19 protein-coding genes and 1 pseudogene are annotated in these 26205 nt (G+C 66.9%); 16 read left to right on the top strand and 4 right to left on the bottom strand.

The window, feature by feature from the left end; genetic code table 11:
* Positions 1–33: 33 nt before the first annotated feature.
* The 14 genes and pseudogenes from IMW82_RS07100 to IMW82_RS07165 form a co-directional block, all read left to right on the top strand.
* Positions 34–1602, top strand: a complete 1569-nt coding sequence (locus IMW82_RS07100) for an alpha-amylase family glycosyl hydrolase (protein WP_211004104.1) — start codon at positions 34–36, stop codon at positions 1600–1602.
* Positions 1602–3932, top strand: a complete 2331-nt coding sequence (locus IMW82_RS07105; protein WP_211004105.1) for a TIM-barrel domain-containing protein — start codon at positions 1602–1604, stop codon at positions 3930–3932. Before IMW82_RS07100 ends, IMW82_RS07105 begins: the two co-directional genes overlap by 1 nt.
* Positions 3933–4026: 94 nt before the next feature.
* On the top strand, positions 4027–6054 hold the full coding sequence (locus tag IMW82_RS07110) for a glycoside hydrolase family 13 protein (protein WP_211004106.1): 2028 nt from the start codon (positions 4027–4029) through the stop codon (positions 6052–6054).
* A 165-nt stretch (positions 6055–6219) separates the two neighbouring features.
* Positions 6220–7773 carry a glycosyl hydrolase family 39 gene (locus tag IMW82_RS07115; RefSeq protein WP_211004107.1) on the top strand — a complete coding sequence of 518 codons (1554 nt, stop codon included), beginning with the start codon at positions 6220–6222 and terminating at the stop codon, positions 7771–7773.
* A gap of 314 nt (positions 7774–8087) precedes the next feature.
* The gene (locus IMW82_RS07120) at positions 8088–10289 is read left to right on the top strand and encodes a Six-hairpin glycosidase-like protein (RefSeq protein ID WP_211004108.1); all 2202 of its coding nucleotides are present in this window, start codon (positions 8088–8090) and stop codon (positions 10287–10289) included.
* Positions 10286–11773, top strand: a complete 1488-nt coding sequence (locus tag IMW82_RS07125) for an MFS transporter (protein WP_211004109.1) — start codon at positions 10286–10288, stop codon at positions 11771–11773. The genes IMW82_RS07120 and IMW82_RS07125 overlap by 4 nt, the downstream gene beginning before the upstream one ends.
* 42 nt (positions 11774–11815) lie before the next feature.
* Positions 11816–13507 carry an alpha-amylase family glycosyl hydrolase gene (locus tag IMW82_RS07130; RefSeq protein WP_211004110.1) on the top strand — a complete coding sequence of 564 codons (1692 nt, stop codon included), beginning with the start codon at positions 11816–11818 and terminating at the stop codon, positions 13505–13507.
* Positions 13508–13740: 233 nt separating this feature from the next.
* Positions 13741–14778, top strand: a complete 1038-nt coding sequence (locus IMW82_RS07135) for a hypothetical protein (protein WP_211004111.1) — start codon at positions 13741–13743, stop codon at positions 14776–14778.
* 68 nt (positions 14779–14846) lie between these two features.
* On the top strand, positions 14847–15764 hold the full coding sequence (locus IMW82_RS07140) for a trypsin-like serine protease (RefSeq protein ID WP_211004112.1): 918 nt from the start codon (positions 14847–14849) through the stop codon (positions 15762–15764).
* Between the two features lie 82 nt (positions 15765–15846).
* A complete protein-coding gene (locus tag IMW82_RS07145; protein WP_211004113.1) occupies positions 15847–16413 on the top strand; it encodes a GNAT family N-acetyltransferase in 567 nt (188 codons plus the stop codon).
* The gene (locus IMW82_RS07150; protein ID WP_211004114.1) at positions 16410–16757 is read left to right on the top strand and encodes a GFA family protein; all 348 of its coding nucleotides are present in this window, start codon (positions 16410–16412) and stop codon (positions 16755–16757) included. Before IMW82_RS07145 ends, IMW82_RS07150 begins: the two co-directional genes overlap by 4 nt.
* 87 nt (positions 16758–16844) lie before the next feature.
* Complete coding sequence (locus tag IMW82_RS07155; RefSeq protein ID WP_211004115.1) at positions 16845–17036, top strand: glycosyl transferase family 39; 192 nt, start codon at positions 16845–16847, stop codon at positions 17034–17036.
* A 17-nt stretch (positions 17037–17053) separates the two neighbouring features.
* Positions 17054–17494, top strand: a complete 441-nt coding sequence (locus tag IMW82_RS07160; protein WP_211004116.1) for a GNAT family N-acetyltransferase — start codon at positions 17054–17056, stop codon at positions 17492–17494.
* A 27-nt stretch (positions 17495–17521) separates the two neighbouring features.
* Positions 17522–17890: pseudogene (locus IMW82_RS07165) on the top strand (ACT domain-containing protein); the annotation flags it as partial.
* 60 nt (positions 17891–17950) lie between these two features.
* Here IMW82_RS07165 and IMW82_RS07170 read toward each other — a convergent pair.
* Both IMW82_RS07170 and IMW82_RS07175 read right to left on the bottom strand, forming a co-directional pair.
* On the bottom strand, positions 17951–20452 hold the full coding sequence (locus tag IMW82_RS07170; RefSeq protein WP_211004117.1) for an EAL domain-containing protein: 2502 nt from the start codon (positions 20450–20452) through the stop codon (positions 17951–17953).
* A gap of 97 nt (positions 20453–20549) precedes the next feature.
* Positions 20550–21572: a LacI family DNA-binding transcriptional regulator gene (locus tag IMW82_RS07175; protein WP_108470789.1), complete on the bottom strand. Its 1023-nt coding sequence runs from the start codon at positions 21570–21572 to the stop codon at positions 20550–20552.
* 227 nt (positions 21573–21799) lie between these two features.
* On the opposite strand from IMW82_RS07175, the gene IMW82_RS07180 reads away from it, so the two are divergent.
* Positions 21800–22291 carry an asparaginase domain-containing protein gene (locus IMW82_RS07180; RefSeq protein WP_108470790.1) on the top strand — a complete coding sequence of 164 codons (492 nt, stop codon included), beginning with the start codon at positions 21800–21802 and terminating at the stop codon, positions 22289–22291.
* Between the two features lie 95 nt (positions 22292–22386).
* On the opposite strand, the gene IMW82_RS07185 is transcribed toward IMW82_RS07180, so the two are convergent.
* On the bottom strand, positions 22387–24513 hold the full coding sequence (locus tag IMW82_RS07185) for a pre-peptidase C-terminal domain-containing protein (protein ID WP_108470791.1): 2127 nt from the start codon (positions 24511–24513) through the stop codon (positions 22387–22389).
* Positions 24514–25002: 489 nt separating this feature from the next.
* The gene (gene sufT, locus IMW82_RS07190; protein ID WP_108470792.1) at positions 25003–25560 is read right to left on the bottom strand and encodes a putative Fe-S cluster assembly protein SufT; all 558 of its coding nucleotides are present in this window, start codon (positions 25558–25560) and stop codon (positions 25003–25005) included.
* A 203-nt stretch (positions 25561–25763) separates the two neighbouring features.
* On the opposite strand from sufT, the gene IMW82_RS07195 reads away from it, so the two are divergent.
* Positions 25764–26192 carry a hypothetical protein gene (locus tag IMW82_RS07195; protein ID WP_108470793.1) on the top strand — a complete coding sequence of 143 codons (429 nt, stop codon included), beginning with the start codon at positions 25764–25766 and terminating at the stop codon, positions 26190–26192.
* Positions 26193–26205 lie beyond the last annotated feature (13 nt).

A 26205-nucleotide genomic window follows, 5' to 3' on the forward strand; every position in this document is an offset into this window, starting at 1 on the left:
CGCAGCGGCGCGCCACCCTTGCCGGAGCCACCCATGATCCGACGCATCGCTTCATCGCTGCTGTTCACCCTGCCCCTCGCCCTGCTGGCACCGGCCAGCGCCGCGCCGGTCGCCGCCGTGCCCGCCACCGCCGCGGCAGCAGCACCCTCCGGTGTCTGGTACGAGATCTTCGTACGCAGCTGGGTCGACACCAACGGCGACGGCATCGGCGACCTGAACGGCGTCACCGCCAGGCTCGACTATCTCAAGTCGCTTGGCGTCAGCGGCATCTGGCTGATGCCGATCAACCCCTCGCCGAGCTACCACGGCTACGACGTCACCGATTACTACAACGTCAATCCGCAGTACGGCACGCTGGCCGATTTCCGCCGCCTGACGGCAGCGGCGCACCAGCGCGGCATCCGCGTGATCATCGACATGGTGATCAACCACACCAGCGACCGGAGCCCCTGGTTCAAGGCCGCGCCGGACCCGGCCAGCCCCTACCACGACTGGTACACCTGGGCCGGCCCCTACACCGACCTGGAAAGCGGCAGCGCCGCCGGCAGCCGCGCCTGGCACGCCGCCGGCCTGCAGCACTACCTGGGCATCTTCACCGGCGAGATGCCGGACCTGAATTACGACAACGCGGCGGTGCGCGGCGAGATGATCAAGGCCGGCCAGTTCTGGCTGAAGCAGGGCGCGGACGGCTTCCGCCTCGACGCCGCGCGCCACATCTACGAGAACTTTCCCTGGGACGTGGACGATCCTGCCGCGCTGGCGAAGAACCTCGCCTGGTGGAACGAATACCGCCGCGGCCTCGACGCGGTGAATCCGCACACCTATTTGGTGGGCGAGGTGACGCAGCCCGCGGCCACCGACCTTGCACCGTACCTGAAGCCGCTGGACGCGGTGTTCAACTTCCCGCTGGCGGCACAGCTGATCGACGCGGCCAGAAGCGAGCGCAACCTCGGCGTCGGACCCACGCTCGATCGCACCTATGCCGCCTATGAAGCCGTGGGCGGCGTCGCAATCAAGGACGCGCCGTTCCTTTCCAACCACGACCAGGAGCGCGTGATGAGCCAGCTCGATGGCAACCTGCAACACATGCGCACCGCCGCGGCGATGCTGCTCACGCTGCCGGGCGAGCCGTACATCTATTACGGCGAAGAGCTGGGCACGCGGGGCAGGAAGCCCGACCCGGCACTGCGCGAACCGATGCGCTGGCAGCGCTCGACGAAAGCCCCGGGCGAGACCACCTGGGAGGCGACCGATGCGGCCAATGGCGCCGCGGTCTCGGTCGAGGCCCAGCGCGCCGATCCGCATTCCCTGCTCAACCTCTACACGCAGCTGATCCACTGGCGCAGCGAGCTGCCCGCGCTGCGCGACGGCGGTTTCCGCGCCTATCCCGAAGCCAGCGACCACCTGGTGGCGTGGCAGCGCACCGATCCGCACGGCAGCGTGCTGGTGGTGCACAACCTGTGCGGCCAGACGCAGACGATGGCGCTGGACGTGCCGGGTGCGCCGCACTTCGGTCGCGTGCTGAAACAGACCGGCCCCGGCGCCGCGATCCACGGCGACACGCTCAGCGTGCCGGCCTACACCAGCGTGGTGCTGCAGTGATGGGCCGGCGTACACTCGCCGCCGCGTTGGCCACGAGCCTGCTGCTGGCCGTGCCGGCCCATGCCGCAAGGACCGCCGTACTCGCCAATCCAGGCGTCGACGACGGCAGCGTGACGTTCCGGCTACCGCACGAGACATTGTCGATCCAGCTCGCCGGCCAGGGCGTCGTGCACGTGCGTGCGCTGCCCGACGGCGCGGACGACAGGCCCACGCTGGTGATGGACCCGGTCGCACCACCCGAAACGAAGTCGCAGGTCCGTCATCAGGACGGCGACCTGATCCTGGTCGGCAGCCGACTGACGGCGACCTGGCGCAAGGGTGGCAACACGCTGGAACTACGCGATACGCAGCACAAGCTGCTGCTCACCCTCGATCTCGCTGCGCTGGCGCAAGGTCAGGTGGTCCTGACCCACGCGCAGGGCGACGCGCTGTACGGCATCGGCGGCTATGACAAGGATGCCGATGCCTCCGCCGGCCTGCTGCGCACCGGCGCGCAGGTCGCCAGGGCCGGCGAGCAGGGCCATGCCGGTGCGCCATTCGTGTGGAGCACGGCGGGCTATGGCGTGCTGGTGGACAGCGACGGCGCGAGCTTTGCGCTGCGTGACGGGCGCATCGCCATCGACGGCCTTTCCAGGACCGCGATGGACGTCTATCTGATGGCCGGCAACCCGCCGCAACTGTTCGGCGAACTGGCCAACCTCAGCGGCCACGCGCCGCTGTTCCCGAAATGGTCGAACGGCTTCATCAACAGCCAGTGGGGCATCGACGAGCCGGAGTTCCGTCGCATCATCGCCACCTATCGCGCCAGGCACATCCCCATCGACGCCTTCACCTTCGACTTCGACTGGAAGGACTGGGGTAAGGACTGGGGCGAGTTCCGCTGGAACGCGACGAAATTTCCCGACGGCCCCGACGGCAAGTTGAAGGCCGACATGGACAAGCTCGGCGTGCACATGACCGGCATCATGAAGCCGCGCGTGCACGTCGACACCGTGGAGGGCCGCTACGCCACCGCGCACGATCTGTGGCTGCCCGGCGAGAAGGCCAGTCCGGACTACTTCTCGCACCTGCCGGTGAAGGACATCGATTTCGACAAGCCAGCCGCGCGCGCGTGGTGGTTCAACGACGCGCTCAAGCACAGCTTCGACAGCGGCATCGTGGGCTGGTGGAACGACGAGGCCGACACAACGCAGAGCAACACCCAGTTCCTCAACATGCAGCGCGCCACGTATGACGGCCAGCGCGCGCATTCGCCGCTGCGCGTGTGGTCGATCAACCGCAACTTCTGGCTCGGTTCGCAGCGCTATGCCTACGGCCTGTGGTCGGGCGACATTGCCACCGGCTTCGCCAGCATGGCCGCGCAGCGCCCACGCATGCTCAGCGCGATCAACGTGGGCGCGATGCAGTGGGGCATGGACGGCGGCGGCTTCAAGAGCGGCACGCCAACGCCGGAGAACTACGCGCGCTGGGTGGAGTTCGGCGCGTTCACGCCGATCTTCCGCGTGCACGGCGAGTTTGGCCAGAAGCGCCAGCCGTGGGTATACGGCCCGCTCGCCGAGAAGGCCGCCACCGACGCGATCCGCCTGCGCCAGGCGCTGATCCCGTACATCTACAGCTATGAACACGTGCGCCGCACCACCGGCGTGGGCCTGGTACGCCCGCTGCTGTTCAACTGGCCGCAGGACCCGAAGCTGCGCAATGACGTCGACAGCTGGCTGTTCGGCGACTGGCTGCTGGTGTCGCCCGTGGTGGTCGAGGGCCAGACTGCCAAGGACATCTACCTGCCCGCTGGACGCTGGACCGACTGGTTCAGCGGCAAGAGCTATGACGGCGGCCGGACCATCCACCTGGCAGTCGACAACAAGACCTGGCGCGACATCCCGCTGTTCGTCCGCGAGGGCGCGATCGTCCCCACCCGCGCCGATCCGGTGGACTACGTGGGCGAACGGCCGCTGACCCAGCTCGACGTCGACGTGTTCCCCGCCGCGCAGCGCAGCACGTTCGACTATTACGACGACGACGGCGCCACCTACGGCTACGAGCACGGCGCGTACTTCCTGCAGCCGCTGTCGGTGCAGCGCCAGGGTGCCACGGTGCAACTGGAGATCGGCAAGGCGAGCGGCAGCTTCAAGCCGGCACTGCGTTTCTACCTGCTGAAGATCCACGGCACCGCAGCAGCCAGCGTCGGCCAGCTGAAAGCCTTCGCCGATCTCGCCGCCCTGCAGCACGGCGACGGCGAAGGCTGGGCCCGCGGCCACGACCGCTACGGCGACGTCACCTACGTACGGGTGACGGCAGCGCGTGCCGCGCAAATCACGATCGCCATGTAGGACCGGCCGGCGGTTCAAGGTTTCCTGAAAGCGCAAGAACCCCGGCGTTCCCGTGCGGGCACGCCGGATCCACTCACCTGCGGAGGGACGTTCGATGGGCAATCACGGCAACGCGAGACACGGCTCGAAATCCACCCTGGCCTGCGCGCTCGCCGCGGCGCTGGCGCTCTACGCACTGCCGGCTATCCATGAGCAGGCGCGGGCCGCCAGCAACGACAACAACGTGGAGTGGAGCGGCCTGTTCCACGACCAGGGCCCGTTGTACGACAACCACGTCGAGCCGACTTCCGCGCAGGCGGTCACGCTGACCCTGCGCACGTTCAAGGGCGACATCAGCAGCGCCAACATCAAGTACTACGACAGCGCGGACGGTGCCTACCACTGGGTCGCGATGAGCTGGTCGGCGAACGATCCCACCGGCAATTTCGACTACTGGAAAGGCACCATCCCGGCCAGCGCCTCGAAGAAGTACTACCGCTTCCAGATCAACGACGGCAGCGCCACCGCCTGGCTCAACGCCGCGGGCACCACCTCCACCGAGCCGTCCTCCGGCGACTTCTTCATCCTCCCAGGCTTCACCACCCCGGCATGGATGAAGAACGGCGTGATGTACCAGGTCTTCCCTGACCGCTTCTACAACGGCGACGCCGGCAACGACGTAACCAACGGCCAGTACACCTACGCGGGCTGCGCCACCGAGAAGCATGCCTGGGGGTCGAGCGTGGTGGCCAACGTCAGCGGCTGCAACACCGCCGTGTTCTTCGGCGGCGACCTGTCCGGCATCGACCAGAAACTGGGCTACATCAAGAACACCGTAGGCGCGGACATCATCTATCTCAACCCGGTCTTCCTCTCGCCTAGCAACCACAAGTACGACACCGAGGACTACATGACGGTGGACCCGGCGTTCGGCAGCAACAGCACGCTGCAGACGCTGAGCGCCGACATCCACAGCACCAGCAACGGACCGAAGGGCTACCTGGTGCTCGACGGCGTGTTCAACCACACCGGCGATACCCACAAGTGGTTCGACCGCTACAACTGGTGGACCAGCATCACCGGCGCCTACGAGTCGCAATCCAGTCCGACCTACGGCTACTACACCTTCCAGAGCTGGCCCAATACCTACTCGGCCTTCTTCGGCTTCTCCAGCATGCCCAAGCTGGATTACGGCGCCAGCGGCTCGGCCGTGCGCAACGCCATCTACGGCAGCACCAGCTCGGTGGTGAAGACTTACCTGGCATCGCCCTATTCGATCGACGGCTGGCGCCTCGACGCGGCGCAGTACCTCGACGCCGGCGGCGGCAACGGCAGCGATACCGCCAACCACCAGATCATGGCCGAGCTGCGCAGCGCGGTGAAATCGGTCAACGCCAACGCCGACATCCTCGGCGAGTTCTGGGGCAACGCCGGTCCGTGGACCGACGGCGGCGACCAGTGGGACGGCGCGATGAACTACGACGGCTTCACCCAGCCGGTATCGGAGTGGATCACCGGCCAGGATTACAGCGGCAATGCGGCGAGCATCCCGGTCTCGCAGTTCGACAGCTGGCTGCACGGCACCCGCGCGAACTACCCGACCAACGTGCAACAGGCGATGAGCAACTTCCTCAGCAGCCACGACATCACCCGCTTCGGCAATCGCGCTGGCGGCGACATCTGGAAAACCTACCTCGCGCTGTTCTTCCAGATGACCTACGTCGGCACGCCCACGATCTATTACGGCGACGAATACGGCATGCAAGGCGGCGCCGATCCGGACAACCGGCGCACCTTCGACTGGACCGTCGGCACTTCGACCAACAGCGCAGTGGCACTGACCCAGAAACTGGTCGCGATCCGCAATGCCTATCCGGCCCTGCGCACCGGCTCGTTCATGACCCTGCTGACCGATGACACCAACAAGCTGTACGCGTACGGCCGCTTCGACGCGACCAACCGCATCGCGGTGGCGCTCAACAACGATTCGGTGACGCACACGGTGACGGTGCCGGTGTGGCAGCTGAGCATGACCAACGGCAGCACCGTCACCGAGCTGATCTCGGGCACGCAGTACACCGTGCAGAACGGCCAGGTCAGCGTGAGCGTGAACGGGCATTACGGGGCGATCCTGGCGCAGTGAACCCGGCCCGTGGCGGCGACGTGGCAAGCGCGCCACGCCGCCGCTGGACGCGGCCCCTTGCGGTGTAGGAAACTCCGCCCGATGTAAACGTTTACATCCTGATGGTTGCAGGCTCCGGCTGCTCCGTCCCCCGCGCCACTCCCACGCGTCGAACAGGATCCCACCATGACTCGTTCCGCCTCGCTTCGCCACCTGGCCCTGGGCGTTTGTGCGGCCGCCCTGCTGCTCACCGGCACGGCCAGCGCCACGCCACCCGCCACGACCACCAGCCTGAACATCGACGCCAGCGCGCAAGGCACGCCGTTCCCGCATTTCTGGGAACAGATGCTCGGCTCCGGTCGTGCCGCACTCGCGCTGCGCGACGACTACCGCAAGGATCTGGATGCCGTGCACCAGGCTACCGGCGTCGGCTACATCCGCTTCCACGGCATCCTCGACCACGACGTGGGCCTGATACAGCGCGACGCGCAGGGAAAGATCTCCTACAACTTCTCCTACATCGACCAGATCTACGACGGCCTGCTCGAGCACGGCTTCAAGCCGTTCGTGGAGCTCGGTTTCATGCCGCCAGAACTCACCTCTGATCCCGCCGCGCTGCATCCGTTCTGGTACCACCCGAACATTGCGCCGCCGAAGGATTACGCCGAGTGGGACGCGATGATCGACGCACTGGCCAGACACCTGGTCGGGCGCTACGGCATCGACGAGGTGGCCAGCTGGTACTTCGAGGTGTGGAACGAGCCGAACATCGGCTTCTGGGTCGGCAAGCCCGCGCAGTCCACCTACTTCACCCTGTACGACCACACCGTGCGCGCGCTCAAGGCGGTCAGCCCGCGCATCCGCGTGGGCGGCCCGGCCACGGCGCAGGCCGCGTGGGCCACCGACTTCCTCGTGCACGTGCACAAGAACAACGTGCCGGTCGACTTCATCAGCACGCACGTCTACGGCGACGACACCGCCGACAACGTGTTCCACACCGGCGAGTCGATTCCGCGCCGTGACATGGTCTGCCGCTCGGTGGACAAAGTGCACAAGGAGATCGCTGCCTCGCCCTATCCGCACCTGCCGCTGATCTTCAGCGAGTACAACGCCAGCTACGCCAACCTGCCCAACGTCACCGACACCGTGTTCATGGGTCCGTGGCTGGCCAACACCATCCGCGAATGCGCCGGCAAGGTGCAGGCGATGAGCTACTGGTCGTTCTCCGACGTGTTCGAGGAACAGGGTGTGGTGCGCAACCCGTTCTACGGCGGCTTCGGCCTGATCGCCGCCAACCGCATTCCCAAGCCCGCGTTCAACGCGTTCGCGATCCTGCACAAGCTGGGCGACCGCCAGCTGGCGACGAAGTCGGATTCCGCGCTGGTCACCCGCCGCGACGATGGCACCGTCGTCATCGCACTGTGGAACTACGCACCGCCGGTCGGCGACACCGCCAGCTACACGCCGGGCAAGCCGACCGGCACGCCGAAGCGCTTCGACATCGCGCTGAAGAACCTGCCCGCCGCCGCCCGCGCCACCGTGTGGCGCGTGGACGAAAGCCACGGCAACGCCGTCGCCGCGTTCGACCGCATGGGCCGCCCCGATTCCCCCAGCCGCGCGCAGATCGTGCAACTGCGCGAAGCGGGCAAGCTGGCTGCGCCGGAAACGGTGGACGTGCATGACGGCAAACTCGCGATCGACGTGCCGGTGCAGGGGCTGGTGGTGATCGAGCTGCGTTGAGGCAGCTTCCGCCCAACAGGGCGGGCACGGCCCGCCGCTCCGGTCCCGGCCAAAAGCTGGCGGGCCGTGCCCGCCCTGCGGAACGGCGCTGGTAATGTCGAGGTCGGCATACCGCCCGTTCGCCCATGAATACGTATGCATGGGCTGGTTGCTGCAGTGCGACGCTACCTACCATGCAGGGCTCATCCCGACATCCGTCTGTCGTCGATGTTGCAGCCGCAAATGCGGGACATGCCACGCCGTGACATAACAGCCGCCGGAGAGCCCATGTCGACGACCCACCCGATCCGCAACCCGCTGCAGCTGGCCGGCCGATGCTGAGCCTGCTGCTCGCCGCGGCCATGGCCGCCACCACCGCGCCGGCCTGGCACGACGGCCTTGACTGGCACGGCGTGCACGTCGCCATCAGCCGCGACGCGCAGCACAGCTACACGCTGGCATGGCCGTACGGCCAGCGCGTCATTGCAGCGCAGCCGCTCTCCACGGACACCGCCAGCCCCCTGTTCGACGGCCTGTTCGCGATGGCGCAGGACGACCTGGCGCAGGATTCGGTCAGCGCGATCCGCGACGGCGCGTTCGACCACGGCCAGCCGATTCCCTGCCAGTGCTTCGTGACCGGCCTGAAGTGGCCGTACGTGTGGACGCGCGACCTGTCCTACGCGATCGACCTGGGCCTGTGGCGTTTCGACCCCACGCGTTCGCGCAACGGGCTGAAGTTCAAGCTGTCCGGCGTGCGCGTTCCGTCCGCACCGCAGGGCTTGTACGCGATGCAGGACACCGGCTCCGGCGGCAGCTGGCCGATCAGCACCGATCGCGTGGTGTGGTTCCTCGGCGCGCGCCACCTGCTCGATGACAAGGCCTTTGCCGCCGATGTGTACAAGGCGCTGGGCAATACGCTGGCACAGGATCGCCTGTACGCGTTCGACGCCGCGTTCGGCCTGTACCGCGGCGAGACCTCGTTCCTCGACTGGCGCGAGCAGAGCTACCCCGCATGGACGGCGGACCAGGTCACCTTCATCGCGCAGTCCTTTGCGCTGTCCACCAACGTGTTGCACTACCAGGCGCTGCAGCTGGCCGCGAGCCTGGCCGATGCCCACCACGACGCGAAAGCCGCTGCCGCTTACCGCACCAGCGCGGCGGCGCTGAAGGACGCGATCAACGCCCACTTCTGGCGCGCCGATCGCGGCATGTACATGAGCTACATCGGCGGCGATGGCACGCCTTACGACAGCTACGACCTGCTCGGCATCGCGCTGGCGGTCGACAGCGGCGTGGCCGACGGCGAGCGCGCGCGGCAGGCGCTGGCGAACTATCCCGCGTGGCCCGCGGGCAGCCCGGTGATCTGGCCCGAGCGTGCCGACCAGCCGATCTACCACAACCGCGCGATCTGGCCTTTCGTCAGCGCCTACGCGCTGCGCGCCGCGCGCATCACGGAGCAGCCCGCGCGCATCGCGCACGAGATCGAGTCGGTGCTGCGCGGCGCCGCGCTGTACGGCTCCAACATGGAGAACTACGAGCTGCTGACCCAGGGCCAGCACCTGGACGAAGGCAAGCTCAGCGGCCCAGTGGTGAATTCGCCGCGCCAGCTGTGGTCGGTGGCGGCGGCGCTGGCGGTGGTCACCGAAGGCGTGTTCGGCCTGAACGAGGACGGCAGCGTGCAACCGAAACTGCCGACCGCGCTGGTGCCGATGCTGTTCGGCCAGCGCCACGCGATCACGCTCGACCTGCGCAACCGCCGGATCACCCTGCAGCTTCCGGAAAACTACACCGGCAACCTGCTCGTCGCCGACCGCACCACCACGCACGGCACGACCACCACGGTGACGCTGAAGGCGGTGCAGGTGCCGGACCCGCCGCTGCGCACCGACGCGCCGCTGTACGCACCCGTCGCCCCCGCCGCACCGCTGGCGCGAGCCGATGGCGATGGCTGGAAGATCACGACCGACGGCAAGGTGCGGCTCTACCTCAACGGCCACGCCCACGGCAGCGTCGACGGTGACAGCCACCTCGCGCGGCAAGCCGGCCTAGCCTGCCTCAGCGCCACGCGCGTGGATGCACACGGTCTGGAATCGCTGCACAGCCCCGCCACCTGCGTGGGCGAGGTGACGAAAGTCACCGGCGGCTGGCCGCGCACGTGGACGGCACCGGCCAGCGGCAACTATCGCGTCGCGCTCGACTACGCGAACGACCACGGCCCGATCAACACCGGCATCACTGCCGCAGTGAAGATGCTGGTGATCCGCTGCGACGGCAGCGACGAGCAGCGCCTGCCGATCGTGATGGCGCACAGTGTGCGTACGCAGCAGTCCACCTGGGGCAGCTTCACCGCGAAAGCCGGCAGCACCTGCCACTTCGCCCTCGACGACGGATTCAACATGAGCTACCTCGCCCACTTCGCCCACTACACCGCTGACAATGGCAGCGGCGGCAACGGCGGCAGCAGCGGCCCGCTGAACCAGGCCGAGGTGCATGCCCTGCTGGTCGCGCCGCTCGCCACCGACCGGGGCACGCCATGAAGGACGGCACGGCCTTGCGCGCCAAACCCGAGCTGTCGTTCTGGCAGATCTGGCACATGTGCTTCGGCTTCCTCGGCATCCAGTTCGGCTTCGCGCTGCAGAACGCCAACGTCAGCCGCATCTTCCAGACGCTGGGCGCGAACGTCGACCAGATTCCGGTGCTGTGGATCGCCGCGCCGTTCACCGGGCTGATCGTACAGCCGCTCATCGGCTACTTCTCCGACCGCACCTGGAACCGCTTCGGCCGGCGCCGGCCGTACTTCTTCGCCGGCGCGGTGCTGGCGACGCTGGCGCTGCTGGCGATGCCGAACTCGCCCACGCTGTGGATCGCCGCGGGGCTGCTGTGGATCATGGATGCCTCGTTCAACGTGTCGATGGAGCCGTTCCGCGCCTTCGTCGGCGACCAGCTGCCGCCGAAGCAGCGCCCGCTGGGCTACGCGATGCAGAGTGTTTTCATCGGCGTGGGCGCGGTGGTCGCCTCGTTCCTGCCCTACGTGCTCACCCACTTCGGCGTGGCCAACACGGCACCGGCCGGCGAAGTGCCGCACTCGGTGAAGTACGCCTTCTACGCCGGCGCGTTCGTGCTGCTGGGCGCGATGCTGTGGACCATCCTCGGCACCCGCGAGTACCCGCCGGAGCAGCTGGAGTCGTTCTCCGACAACCGTACCGAGGAGGCGCCCGGCAGCGTGGCCGGCGCGTGGAAGATCGGCGCGTTGCTGCTGGTGCTGGGGCTCGTGCTGCTGGGCCTGATCCGGCGTTTCGCGCTGGAGCAGGAGCTGTATCTGCTGGCCGGCGGCCTGGCCGGCTTCGGCGCGCTGTTCGTGTGGCTCAGCGGCACCCGCAGCGACGGCCCGCTGCGCCACATCATGGGCGACCTGCACGGCATGCCGCTGCCGATGCGCCGGCTCAACTGGGTGCAGTTCTTCTCGTGGTTCGCGATGTTCGCGATGTGGATCAACACCACCTCGGCGGTGTCGCAGACGTTCTATGGTTCCAGCGACACCACCTCGGTCGCCTACAACGAAGGCGCCAACTGGGCCGGCGTGCTGATGGGCACCTACAACGGCGTGGGCGTGCTGGCTGCGATCCTGATCCCGCTGCTGGTGCGCGCCTGCGGGCTGCGCATGAGCCACCTGGTCAACCTGTGGCTGGGCGGGCTGGGTCTGCTGTCATTCCTCGTCATCCGCGACCCGCACTGGCTGGTCGCCTCGATGGTGGGCGTGGGCTTCGCCTGGGCCTCGATCCTCTCGCTGCCCTACGCGATGCTGTCGGACAACCTGCCCGCGGCGAAGATGGGCATCTACATGGGCATCTTCAATTTCTTCATCGTGATCCCGCAGCTGCTGGCCGCCAGTGTGCTGGGCGTGCTGCTGAAGCTGTTCTTCCACAACCAGCCGATCTGGGCGCTGGGCCTGGGCGGCGTGAGCCTGCTCGTCGCCGGCCTGTGCACGCTGCGCGTGCCGCTGCCCGAAAACGCCGCGTAACCGCGCCGCCCGCCACCCATCCTGCATCGCGGATCCCGAACCATGCCCAAGTCACGCCTGCTCACCGCCCTCGTCGCCGCGCTCGCCTGCGGCCTCGCCCATGCCGCCGCGCCGGCCGCATCGGTGCCGGAATTCGTCGGCACCGATGCGCCGATGGCGTCGAACGCGATCTACTTCGTGATGACCGACCGCTTCGTCAACGGCGATCCCAGCAACGACCACCGCGACCAGGGCGGCCCGCACCGCACCTTCGACATCCCGGTGCCCGGCGCGCCCAAGGGCGAAAGCGCGAACATCGGCTACCTCGGCGGCGACTTCAAGGGCGTGCTCGACAACGCCGGCTACATCCGCGGCATGGGCTTCGGCGCGGTGTGGATCACCCCCATCGTGGACAACCCCGACGAGGCGTTCACCGGTGGTGACCCGGTGAGCTGGGGCTCGAAGTTCACCGACCGCGGCAAGACCGGCTACCACGGCTACTGGGGCGTCAACTTCTACAAGCTCGACGAACACCTGCCCAGCAAGGGCCTCGACTTCCGCCAGTTCACCGCGAAGATGCATGCGGCCGGGCTGAAGGTGGTGCAGGACATCGTGGTCAACCACGGCTCGCCCGCCTTCAGCATGCCGGTGCGGCAGCCGCAGTACGGCCAGATCTTCGACAAGGACGGCAGGCTGATCGCCGATGAGCAGAACCTGCCGCCATACCAGCTCGATCCCGCACGCAACCCGCTGCACCGCTTCTACCACGCCTACGACGATCTGGTGCAGCTGTCCAACAACGACGACCAGAGCCCGGCCGTGCTCGACTATTTCGTGGGCGCCTACGAGCAGTGGATCGGCGAGGGCGCCGATGCCTTCCGCATCGACACCATCAGCCACATGTCCACCGCGTTCTGGAAGCAGTTCAGCGCACGCATCCGCGCGAAGCATCCCGGCTTCTTCATGTTCGGCGAGGCGTTCGACTACAGCCCGGACAACATCGGCCAGTACACCTGGCCCGAGAATGGCGCCATCAGCGTGCTCGACTTCCCATTGCGCGGCCGCCTCGGCGACGTGTTCGAACGCCCGGACAGCGACTACGCCCACCTGCTCGACCGCCTCTACCTCACCAACGGCCCGTACCAGAACCCGTACGAACTGGTCACGTTCTACGACAACCACGACATGGCCCGCCTGAACGCCACCGACGCCGGCTTCATCGACGCCAACAACTTCCTGTTCACCGCCCGCGGCATCCCCGCCATCTACTACGGTTCCGAGACCGGCTTCGAACGCGGCAAAGCCGAACACCAGGGCAACCGCAACTACTACGGCCAGCAGCGTATCGACGGGGCGTCGAAAAGCCCGATCTACCAGCAGCTCAAGCGCATCGCCCAGCTGCGCGAAAACACCCCCGCCCTGCAGCGCGGCCTGATGCTGCCGCTGCGCTTCGCCGGCAACCAGGCCGCGTTCTACCGCGTGTACCAGAAAGGCAACACGCACCAGATCGCGCTGGTGCTGCTCAACAAGGGCGATGCCGTCGCGTCATTCGACATCGGCGAGTATCTGCAGCCCAGCCGTTGGCAGCCGGCGCTCGGGGGCGCCGCGATCGACGTGGCTGCAGGGGGCCACCTGCATGCCAGCGTTCCCGCGCACGACGTGCAGGTCTATCTGCTGGATGCCACCGCGAAGCGGGCGGACCTGGTGGCGGAGTTGATGCGGCTGATGCAGGAGCGGGGGCATCCCACGCACTGATCCACCCGATTCAACGCTGCGGGATCAGGCGGCCGGATCAGGCGGCAATCAAGAAGCTGATACGTTGAATTTTTCAAGCCTGGCGCAACTGTGTCTGCCCTGATGGACTGTCGTTCTCCCGTCGGGTTCGGAGCCCAGGGCGGCTAACCAGTCGGTGTCAACTTTTCCGCAGGAACTCTCATAATCCATGGGCAGACGAGCGCGAGCGCCGCTCCCCCATGGAGATTCCAAAAATGAATACGAGTACGCGCGAGATGTCGGCGGCGCCAGCCACCGGCGTCAGGTCGTACGGCTTGGCGAAATTCCTCGGACTGATTCCCGCTTTGGCGGCCATCGGCTATCCATTCTGGCTCGATGGCTTTCACATGGCGGTCGGTGGCCCCGGTGCCGCCGGGTTCGCGTCGATACTGCTCGCCGTCGTGATGCTCGCTGGCGTGTTCCTCACGCCCACCGTCGGGTTTGCCTTCGCCTGGAAGCTTCCCGGACCCACTAGCATGCGCCGGCTCGCCTACGCCACCGTCATGGCGCCAACGCTCTACGTCTTTCTGGGTGTCGTGACCTACATGGTCAAAAGCCGTCTGCCGGACGAGGTTGTCTGGTCAGTGCTGTGGGTGGCCATGGCGGGGATCGCCCTGGCGAGCCCCGATACCGAAGAGCCCGTGGGCGGCCCGAGCAACGTCACCCGCTGGCGTGTCGTCCACGGCATTACGGCAGTCGTGATCGTCTTCTACGTTGCCTTCCACGTGATCAACCACCTGTTCTTCCTTGCCTCGCCGGAAACGTACAACGCCGTCCAGCACATCGGCGAGATCGTTTACCGGAACCCCGTTGTGCAACCGATCCTGGTGTTGCTGCTGCTCCTGCAGACGATAACCGGCATGCGTCTGTTCTGGCACTGGAGTGGCCAGCGCGGCGACGTTTTCCGCAGCTTTCAATTGGCCGCGGGTCTGTACCTCGCCGTCTACGTCATCGGACATCTGGACTCTGTATTCGTCTATGCCCGCAGCTATCTGAAAACTCCGAGCGATTGGGCATTTGCCGTCGGTGCCCCGGACGGCATCATCCATGGGGCATGGAACATCCGGCTGCTGCCGCACTATCTCCTGGGGGTGTTCTTCGTGCTGGGCCATCTTGCCTCGGGGGCACGCGGAATACTTCTCGCACACGGGGCAGGTCGACGCGCCGTTGATCGCGGCTGGATAGTCGCCGTCGGCGCCAGTATGGTCTTGGCGCTCGTCATCATGCTCGGGATGTCGGGTGTGCGAATCTAGCCCCGTTTCTTGCCAGTCATCCAAAAAGGCGTCAGGGACTTTTCCACCTTTCAATCACAGGAACACAGATGAGACGCCTTCTTCCCGTTGCATTGCTCGCAATCTCGTTCACGTCAGGCGCCGTCGTCATTCGCAGCGATGTCAACGATGCCAGATATCGAGTTCCTGCTTCGGCATTCCCCGCGCTGGTCGACATGCCGAGTGAGGGGCAAGGGGTATTGATTGCGCCTCGGTGGGTGGTAACCGCAGCGCACGCGGCGCCCATGCAAATGGAAGGCATGGAACACGAAGTATCCATCGGCGGTGTGGCGCGCAAGGTCAAACGTGTCATCACCTATCCCGGCTACAAGAAGCTGCCCAACCCGTTGGTCGAGGAAGCCCTGGCATCTGGCGATCTCTCCAGGGTGCACGCATTTCTTGCATCATCCGATGACATCGCGCTGATCGAACTTGCATCGCCGGTGACGGATGTGATTCCTGTGCCTCTCTATCGCGGGAACAAGGAAGCGGGGATGACCGTGCAGCTCGTGGGCAAGGGCGCCACCGGCAATGGCGTCGATGGCCAGGATCCCCACAGCCCGCATCGGACTGTGCTGCGCCGTGCCTTCAACGTGATCGAAGGTGCCGACGCGCGCTATGTCTGGTATCGCTTTGACCCGCCGCCATCCGCCTTGCCGCTTGAAGGCATCACGGGGAGCGGCGACAGCGGCGGCCCCTTGTTCATCGAGAACGGGGATTCAAGGCAACTCGTCGGCCTGGCCTCCTGGGGCAAGTATCCGGCAGGCCATCCATTCTGGAGCAGATGGGCACCGGGTCGCCCATTCGTAGAAGGTCTCTATGGCGAAATCCTGTACGGCGTCCGCGTCTCACGCTACACCCGATGGATAGATGGCGTGATATCGGGCCCCGCGAATGCTCATACCGAGCTTCAGCCGGCGGAGGGTGGCAACGCCGCGGGAGACTCCCCTTCGTCCCCAGGTGCGTAACGCTTTGCGCCTCGACGCCTGCAGCATCGAATATCGCCGGACCACGTTTCACCCACACACCAGGCACTCGCGGGAGACCCCGTTGCCCGTCATCCGACCAGCCACTCCCAGTGACGCAGAACCGCTCTCCCGGCTTGCCGAGGCGACTTTCCGCAGCACCTTCGGCGCGGCGAATACGCGCGAAGACATGGACCTCCACTGCCGCACCAGTTACGGCACGGCAATCCAGTCAGGCGAGATCGCCGACCCGTACATGCTCACCCTGCTGTGCGATGGCGACGAAGGGTTGGTCGGGTTTACCCAACTGCGCTGGGGTGATGCTCCGGAATGTGTCGCGGGCCAATCCCCGGGCGAGATCCAGCGGCTGTATGTTGCCGATGCGTGGCATGGCAAGGGCATCGCGCAGGGCCTCATGCACGCCTGCATCGAAGCATTGCAGGCACGCGGCTCGGACGTGGCCTGGCTGGGCGTATGGGAGCACAACCCGCGCGCGATCGCGTTCTACCGGAAGTGCGGCTTCGTCGAGGTCGGCGACCATGTTTTTCCGCTGGGCAGCGATCCGCAGCGGGATATCGTGATGACACGATCCATCGCAGGCGCATCATCGAACATCGCACCACAACGCTGGACATCGGGAGAACAGCCATGAACTACAAGGGCAGCTGCCACTGCGGCAGGGTGGCATTCGAGGTGGAAGGCGAGATCGGGGAGGCGCTGGCGTGCAACTGCTCGATCTGCCAGCGCAAGGGCTCGCTGCTGTGGTTCGTTCCGCGCGAGAAGCTTCACCTGCTCACGCCCGAGGACGCGGCCAGCAGCTATACGTTCAACCAGCACGCCATCAGGCACCGCTTCTGCCCGGTCTGCGGCATGCATCCGTACGGCGAAGGTAGCGACCCGAAGGGCAACGCGATGGCCGCGATCAACATCCGCTGCATCGAGGGCATCGAGCTTTCGGCCATCCCGGTGCGGCAGTACGATGGCCGTTCGCGATGAAATGGCCGGGCCGGCCCCTGCTTCCACGGAACGGCCTGCAGCCGCCCGTGAAGTCATGCACCGCGTACCACGCAATGAGGTGAAACCATGCGCCACCTGATCACATTCGCCATCTTCCTCGCGGCCGTCGCCGCCTATGCCCTTGGCCTCGGCCCGCTGTTCTTCGGCGCGCCGCTGGTCGGCAGCGTGCTGGTGCTCGCCGGCGTGCTGTTCGAGCTGGCGTTCTGGCTGCGGTTGTTCCGCCGGGTACACCCAGCATCCACGTCGACAGGCAAATGAACCGGCGCGAATAACCAATGGACACGAACGACCCGGCCTACGCCGTCGTCCACGCCACCCCGAGCGCCAGCGTCTACAACGCCCTGCGCACCGGCGCGGGACTCAGCGCGAAGAGCGAGGAGGCCGCCGCACGCGGGCTGCCGGGCTCGCTGTTCGCGGTGCAGATCCTGCATCGCGGCGAGCCGATCGGCATGGGCCGAGTCATCGGGGACGGCGGGTGCTTCTATCAGGTGGTGGACATCGCGGTGCTGCCCGAACACCAGGGCAAGGGACTGGGCAAGCGCGTCATGCAGGAGATCATGGGCTACCTCGACGCGAACGTGCCGCCCGGCGGCTACGTCAGCCTGATCGCGGACGGCAAGGCGCAGGAGCTGTACGCCCGGTTCGGTTTCGTACCGACCGCGCCGGCCGGCGTCGGCATGGCATACCGGGCCGGGAGCGTGCGGCCGGCGAGCTGACTGCTTGCGCCTGCCGCGATGACTGCCATGAGCCACGCCGTCTCTAACCTTGCCGAACTGCTGCACTCGATGAGCCCCGTGCTGAACCGCGGCGTGTATGTGTTCGCCTCGTTACCCACAGGTGGCATGCCAGATCAGGTCGAGCCGATCGCCACCTTCCGTGAGCGCGAGGGACTGACCCTGATCGTCGCGGAGCAGCAGGCGAAGGATGCGGGGCTGGTGGTGCTGTTCCGCGCCGCGTGGATCACCCTGAGCGTGCATTCCGACCTGCACGCCGTCGGCCTGACCGCCGCCGTGGCGGCGGCGCTGGCCAAGGCCGGCATCAGCTGCAACGTGGTCGCCGCCGCATATCACGACCATCTGTTCGTGCCCGTCGAGTCGGCCAGCCAGGCGCTCGCCGCACTGCGGGCGCTGCAGGAAAGTGCCGGCGCCGCCTTAGCGAATGCCGCCGATGCGCTACTCGCGCACCGGGCCGAAGCACTTCCCGGCCTGCTCCACATTCACGGCCGGGCCGAGGTGGTTGCCCTGCAGTTCGTCGCAGCCGGCGGCGGCGAGGAAGTCCGCCTGTGCCGTGGTCTCCACGCCTTCGGCAGCAACCTGCATGTGCAGTTCGTGCGCCATTGCGATGATGGTGCGCGCGATCGCCGCGTCGGCGGTGTCCGCCGGCAGCTCGCGCACGAACGCCTGGTCGATCTTCAACTTGTCGATCGGGAACTGCTTGAGGTAGGCCAGGCTGGAATAGCCGGTGCCGAAATCATCCAGTGACAGCCGGATGCCCAGCGCCTTCAGCTCGGCCAGCGTGCGCTGCACGCGCCACACGTTCTCCATGAACGAGCTTTCGGTGATCTCGATGTCCAGCATCGCCGCCGGCACGCCGTGCCGCTGCAGGGCCGCGCCGACCTGCGCGGCCAGCCCGGGGCGCTGCACCTGCTGCGCGGACATGTTCACTGCGACGGTGAAGTCGCGGTGGCCGCGGTCCAGCCACGCCCGCAGCTGCCGGCAGGCCGCGTCGAGCACCCACTGGCCGATCTCGGGCATCAGGCCCAACGCTTCGGCGATCGGGATGAAGCAGGCCGGCGGTACCTGGCCGAGCTGCCGGCTGTTCCAGCGCAGCAGCGCCTCGAAACCGCTCAGCCAGTGGTCGGCGGCGCGGTATTGCGGCTGGTAGTGCAGCTCCAGTTCGCCGTGCCGGATCGCATCGCGCAGCTGGTTGCCCATCACCAGGCGGTCTTCCAGGTGGCGCATTTGTTCGACCGAGAATGCGGACACCCGGTCGCGCCCTTCCCGCTTGGCCTGGTTCATCGCGGCCTCGGCCCGGCGCAACAGGTTGTTCGGGTCGCTGCCGTGGTCGGGCGAATGGCTGATGCCGACGCTGGCGGTCAGCAGCAGGCGGTAATCGCTGACCTCGACCGGTTCGGCCACGACAGCGCGCAGGCGCTCGGCCAGCGCATGCGCGCCGTCCGCCGACAGGCCGACCGCGGTCACCACGAACTCGTCGCCGGCGACACGGGCGACCTGACTCTGCTGCCCGGCCAGCGCCGCCTGCAGGCGGCCAGCCAGTTGCCGCAGCACGTCGTCGCCGGCCTGGTGGCCCACCGATTCGTTGACGCCTTGGAAGCGATCCAGCCCGATCACCAGCACCCAGACCGGCGCCGTCGCGTCCTTCAGCATCTCGCGCAGCGCACGCCCGAGCAGCAGGTACTGCGGCAGGCCGGTGACCGGGTCGTGGCTGGAGGCATGCGCCAGCTCGGCCTCGACCCGCTGGCGTTCGGTGATGTCGCGTGCCACCGCATAGACCAGCCCGTCGGGCGCGGCGAACGAGACCCACTCCAGCAGGCGCTCGCTGCCGTCGCTGCAGCGGCAGCGGTTGACGAACTCGTGGATCTGCTCGCCGCAGCGGCCGCACACCAGCATCGGGTCGGCGGCGTCGCCGGGATGCCGCGGCAGCAGGAATTCACGGTAGGGGAGCGAGGTCAGCTCGCTGGCGCGGTAGCCGGTCAGCTGCTGCAGCGACGGGTTGAACTGCCGCAGCCGTCCGCTGCGCGGGTCGAGAATGCAGAAGATTTCCTGCGACATCTCGAAGAAGCGGTTGCGTTCGCGCAGGCGGGCGGCCAGGCGCTCGCTCTCGATCGCGATACCGGTGATCGACAGCATGCGGTCGATGCTGTGCAGCTCCTCCTCGCGCGGTTCGCGCTGCTCGCGGAAGTACACCGCGAAGGTGCCCAGCACCTCCTTGTGGCTGCCGAACACCGGCGTCGACCAGCACGCCTTGAGGCCATGCGCCAGCGCCGGCTGCCGGTAGTTTTCCCAATACGGATGACTGGCGATGTCGGCCACCACCACCCGCTCGCCAAGCCACGCGGCGGTACCGCACGAGCCATGCGCCTCGCCGATCTCCTGCCCGTGCATGGCGCGGTTGTACGCGTCGGGCAGGCTGGGCGCGGCGCCGTACAGCACGTGCCGGCCGTCGTCGTCCAGCAGCAGCAGCGAGCACAGCGCGCCGGGGTTCATCGTCTCGTGCAGGCGCGCGATCCGTTCCAGGCTCTCCGCCAGCGGCCGCTGCGCCGCGATCCCTTCCAGGATCTCGTGCTGTCCGGCCGCCAGCTGTTCGGCGCGCTTGCGCTCGGTGACGTCGCGGAAATAGATGGTCAGCCCGTCCGCCGACGGGTAGATGCGGTTCTCGAACCAGCGGTGGTACGGCGGGTAGAACGCCTCGACCTGCTGCGGGCGCTGTTCGGCCATCGCCTTTTCGTAGGCCAGCTGGAACGGCTGCCCGACGCCTTCCGGAAACTCCGTCCAGATGTGCCGGCCGATCAGTTCCTCCGCACTGCGCCCGAAAAGCTCGCAGGCCGTCGCATTCAGGTAGGTGTAGCGCCAGTCCCGATCCAGCGCCACGTAGGCATCGGTGACCCGCTCGAACACCTGATGAAAGTCCAGCTCCAGCCGCGGTTCATCCATGGTGCGAGCACCCTCGTCACGCCAGTGGCGCTATGGCAACGCGGGCAGATTAGGTGATCGCGCGTGAAGGCGGTAGTGGCGCCGCGCGGTCAGCGTTTCAGCGCAGGCTGGACCGCCGTACCACCAGCTTCACCGGCAGCACCTCGCTGTCCACCGGCTCGCCGCGGATCAGGCCGAGCAGGCTGTCGACCAGCACCTCGCCGGCCTGCTTGGTGTCCTGCAGCACGGTGGTCAGCGGCGGGTTGACGAAGCTGGCGGTGGCGATGTCGTCGAAGCCGGCCAGCGCCACGTCCTGCGGCACGCGCAGGCCGTGGTCGCTGAGCGCGCGCATGGCGCCGATCGCAATCAGGTCGCTGGCGGCGAACACCGCGTCGAAGCCGACCTCGCGCAGGATCAGGCTGCGCATCGCCTCGTAGCCGGAGCGCTCGGTGCTCTCGGCATTTTCCTGCAGCGCCGGGTCCACCGCCACGCCGGCCTGCTCCAACGCGTCGACGTAGCCGCGATAGCGCCCGAAGAATTCCGGGTAGTGGCTGGATGCGTCGCCGAGGAAGGCGATGCGGCGGCAGCCGCGCTCCAGCAGGTGTCCGGCCACCGCCTGGCCGCCGCGGAAGTTGTCGCAGCCGATCGACACGCCGGGCTGGTCGGCCAGCACCGCGCCCCAGCGCACGAAGCGGGTGCCCTGGGCGACCAGCTTGTCCAGCTTGTCGGTATAGGCCAGATAGTCGCCGTAGCCGAGCAGGATCAGGCCGTCGGCCTTCTTGCTGTCGGCGAAATCGGCGTGCCAGTCGCGCGAGAACTGCTGGAACGAGATCAGCAGGTCGTAGCCCTGCAGCGCGCAGGCGCGGGTGATCGAGCCCAGCATCGACAGGAAGAACGGGTTGATGTGCGACTCGTCGGCGGTGGGGTCCTCGAAGAACAGCAGCGCCAGCGTGCCGGTGTGCATCCGGCGCAGGTTGGAGGCGTTCTTGTCGACCTTGTAGTTGAGCTGTTCGGCGGCGGCCTGGATGCGCCGCCGGGTTTCCTCATTGACCAGCGGGCTGCCGCGCAGCGCGCGCGACACCGTGGCCTGGGACACCCCGGCCAGGTGGGCAATGTCGATCGATGTGGCTTTTCCCTTCATCCGCAGCCTGATCCGGAATCCACCTGCCGCCCGGCACGACGCCGGCGCCCCCGAATCCTAGCCGGTTTGCCCGCCGCCTGTCGTATACAGCCCGCCGCGGCGCGATGCCACGGCAGCCGATGGGTACAGCGGCTCCATGAGGCCGCGGGCTCTGCAGGGATGGCGTCGCAACCCGCGCCCTGTCGGCACGGGCTAAAATGCCGGGATTCCCTCCACGGCCCACCGACATGCAGCACCTGACCATCGTCACCACCGGCGGCACCATCGACAAGATCTACTTCGACGACAAGTCGGACTACAAGATCGGCGCGCCGCAGATCGGCGAGATCCTCGGCCAGCTCGGCGTGGCGTTCCAGTTCGACGTGATCCCGATCCTGCGCAAGGACAGCCTGCACATGGGCGCCGAGGACCGCGCACTGGTGCGCTCGACGATCGAGGCGCAGCCGCACCGCCACGTGCTGGTCACCCACGGCACCGACACCATGGTCGAGACCGCGCGCGAACTGGCGAACATCAAGGGCAAGGTGATCGTGCTGACCGGCGCGCTGAACCCGGCGCGCTTCCAGGGTTCCGACGCGGTGTTCAACATCGGCTGCGCGGTGGCCGCGGTGCAGACCCTGCCCGATGGCGTCTACATCGCCATGAACGGCCGCGTGTGGGACCCGGCCAAGGTGCGCAAGAACCGCGACGCCAACCGTTTCGAGGAAGTCGGCGGCTGAGCCACGCCGATGAAAAAGGGCCCGGTCGATCCGACCGGGCCCGGGTTACTGCTCCTTGAGTAAAACGACGGGCCTTCCCTGGCCCGTCAGGGGGCTTACCAGGTGGCTTTCAGCGACACGCCGGAGAACGTCGTGTAGCCGCGCACCTTGATGTAGTACGTGCCCGAGGCCGCGCTGAACGAGCAGCTCTCGTTGTTACCGGTCAGGTACGGGCGGCAGTCGTAGCTGGTGGTGGTCGGCGCCATACCCTTCTTCACGTACAGGTCCGCGTCGCCGGTGCCGCTGGAGATCGCGATCGTCAGGTTGCTGCCCGACGGCACGGTGACCGTGTAGCTCAGCTCCTGGCCCGAGGAACCGGCCAGGCCGGTCACCGGCACGCCATTCTGCAGGCCGCCGGTGCCGCCACCGGTGCTGTAGGACGCCTTGACGGTGACGCCGGAGTACGCCGAGTAACCGTGCACCTTGAGGTAGTACTTGCCGGCACTCGGCGCGGCCACGCTGCAGCTCTCTGCATTGCCGGTCTTGTACGGGCGGCAGTCGTAGCTGCTGGTGGTCGGCGCGCTGCCGAACTTGGTGTACAGGTCCGCATCGCCGGTGCCACCGGAAATCGACATCACCAGATTGCTGGCACCGGTCGGCACGGTGATGAAGTAGTCGTTGTCGCCGCCCGTGGCTGCCGCCACGCCGGTGACGCCGACGTTGTTCTGCAGCTCGGTGGTGCTGCCGCCACCACCACCGCCCGCGCAGCTCACGCCCACGCTGGTGAACGCGGCGGTCACGTCGCTCTTGTTGTAGACCAGGTCCTGGGCCGCCGATTCTACGCCGCAGGCGCCGGAGTTGAAGGTGGTGGTGGCATTCCAGTAGACCTTGTTGGCCAGCGCAAAGACCTGGAAGGCCTTCTTGGTATCCCAGCCGGCAGTCTTGGCGAGCAGGCAGAACGCCTTGTTGTACACGCCGCTGCTGTAGTGCACGTCCATGGTGGAAGTGAAGTTGGCGGCGTTGTCGATCGAGCTGCCGTCCTGCGTCGGCGTGCACATCCAGCGCAGCGCGGTGCCGCTCTTCATGATGTCGGCGCCGACCAGCCAGTCGTTGCTGCCGCGATCGTAGAACTCGGCCGCCTCGCCGGCGATGTCCGAATAGGCCTCGTTGATGCCGCCCGACTGCCCGGAGTACTGCAGCGCGGAATGCTGCTCGGTGTAGCCGTGGCTGATCTCGTGGCTGGTCACGTCCAGCGACACCAGCGGGTAGAACGTGCTGGCGCCGTCGCCGAAGTTCATCGACGTGCCGTTCCAGAACGCGTTCTCGTAGTTGGCCTTGTAGTGCACGTTCATCACCAGCTGGAAGTTCAGCGGCGCCACGCCGACGTAGGCCATGTACATGTCATGGGTCACGCCGCCGAAGTGGTGGGCGTCGTTGACCGGCGAGTAGGCGCCGTTGATCGCGTCGGTGTCGCTGTTCGGACAGGTGAAGCTGACCACCGAACCAGTGGTACCCTGATGCAGGTTGTTGGTCACGACGTCGGTGTTCTGCAGCGTGCAGGTGCTGCCGGACTGGGTCACGTTGAGCGCCGCGTAGTTGGTGCCGTAGAGGTACTTGCCGGTCTTGGTGTTGCCGCCGGGACCGGTGGCGGAAGCATCGGTCAGGCCGTTCCAGCTCTGGATCACCTCTCCGGTGTTGGCATCGATGATCGCGGTCGGACGCGACGGATTGGTGCCGTCGACGAAGTAGGACACGCGGTAGACCAGGCGGGCCGGGCCATTCTCCTGCGGGTACACGAACAGGTCGGTCTGCTGGTTGCTGATGGTGGCGCCACCGATCAGGGTGGTATGCGCGTGCGACTTCAGCGCCGAGATGGCGCGGTCGCCGCTCAGCCTGGGCGCAACCGAGGCCAGGCCAACCTGGTCTTCCTGCATCAGCTCGCCGGTGGCGCGCAACGCGTTGCCATTGGCATCCTGCACCACGGCAATGCTGCGGCCGTAGACCGGCACGCCGCGATACATCTGCTGCTGGCGCACGACCTGGTGGCCGTTGGCGATGGCGGCCGAGTTGCGCGGTACCAGCGACATGTTCTGGCCAAGGTTGAGCTGGGCGGCCAGCAAGCTGACCGGCACCGCACCGAGATTCTGTGCATGCAAGGTCTTCGTGTTGGCAGCCGTGGCCACCGAGGCGGTAGCCATGCCGATCGCGGCAACCAGCAGCTTCAGACGGTAATGATTGGGCATTGAAAACTCCTAGACAAATTTTTTTCGGGACAAACGGGCCCGATGCGGCCACGTAGACCCCATTCAGAATTGCCGTGCGAGGCACGGCCCCTTTTTTTGGTGTGCTGTCTAGCGATCCCAAACTACGCCCGGATCGGCTGCCTCCCCCTGGCATTCCCTTGCATGGGCAGCGCGTGGACGCGTAACTGCAAAACGGCGATCACGCCGCCAAAGGATCATCCGTCAACCTCCCCGATGACGAATCTGGTTACGTTATTCCTTGCGCATCATGACGACAATCCGACTTTTTCCTACGCCGGGTGACGACAGTCACAGGACGCAGCATCTGCGCCGTTGCAGCGCGGATGCCGGGCAGGAAACAAGGTGGCGGCACCGCGTGCCGCGTTCCCGTATCGTCAGTTATTGCGCAAGGAAGCGATGCGTCATGGCGAATCGTAAAATTGTGCGCCAGCGCCGTCCATCACGCCGGCGCAGGGCCGGCAGGCGGGTTCAGAGCATGCCGGTTTCGAGCTTCGCCGCGTCGGACATCATCGAATGCGTCCACGGCGGGTCGAACACCAGGTCCACGTCGGCTTCGGCGATGGTGGGAATCATCTCCAGCTTGGTGCGCGCGTCGTCCACCAGGATGTCACCCATGCCGCAGCCGGGAGCGGTCAGGGTGAGCTTCACGTAGACCTTGCGTGCGCCGGATTCGGTCTGCTCCAGGCTGAGGTCGTAGACCAGGCCCAGCTCGACCACGTTCACCGGGATCTCCGGATCGAACACGGTGCGCAACTGGTCCCACGCCAGTTTCTCCACGTCCGCATTGGTGGCGTCGTCCGGCACCTCGATCGGCGCCGGCCGCTCCTTGCCCAGCGCGTCGGCATCGTCGCCGGCGATGCGGAACAGGTTGCCTTCCACGTAGACGGTGAAGCTGCCGCCCAGTGCCTGGGTGATGTAGCCGATCTGGCCGGCCGGCAGGGTCACCACGTCGCCTTGTGGCACCATCACGGCGCTGCAATCGCGCACCAGGGTGAAGGGTTCGCTGCTCAGACTGAAACCACTCATGCCAACGCCAATCCTGTATCTGCGGGCACGGCCAAGCGTCGAACCCTGATTGCCTATTATGCCGTCCGCTGCATGCGGCTGCTTGTCCCAGATCAGGCCGGGATCACCGGAACTCAAGGGATGCCCGCCGGCGACACGTTATGATGGCCGCTTTAACCGACGGCAAAACCCATGCTCCCTGCCCTCCTGACGTGTCGTCGCCGATGAGCGTGCGCACCGTATCGCTGTCGGTGTTCGTGCTGTTCAGCGCCGCCATGCTGGGACTGGCCGCCGGTGCCGTGTGGATGGTGGCGGCACTGTACCTGCGCCATCCGCTGCCATGGCTGGCGCTGCCGCTCGGCGCGCTGCTGGCCTGGACCATCCGCGCCTGCGTGCGCCCGGCCGGCACCAGCGCGGCGCTGCTGGCCGCAGGCGCCACCTTGCTGGCCGCGTTCTACGTCAACATGCTGGTCGCCGGCGTGCTGATCGCTGGCAACATGGGCATGGGCCTGATCGAGGCGATGCGCACCGCCGGCCTCGGCATGCTGTGGCAGCTGTCACGCATGGCGCTGTCGCCGGCGGACTTCGGCTACGCCGCGCTGGGCATGCTGCTGGCCGCGTGGCTGGCCTGGCGCCAGCCGCGCCGGCGTTGAAACGGCCCATCGC

It is taken from the genome of Rhodanobacter sp. B2A1Ga4, from assembly GCF_018101315.1.
GTDB lineage: Bacteria > Pseudomonadota > Gammaproteobacteria > Xanthomonadales > Rhodanobacteraceae > Rhodanobacter > Rhodanobacter thiooxydans_A.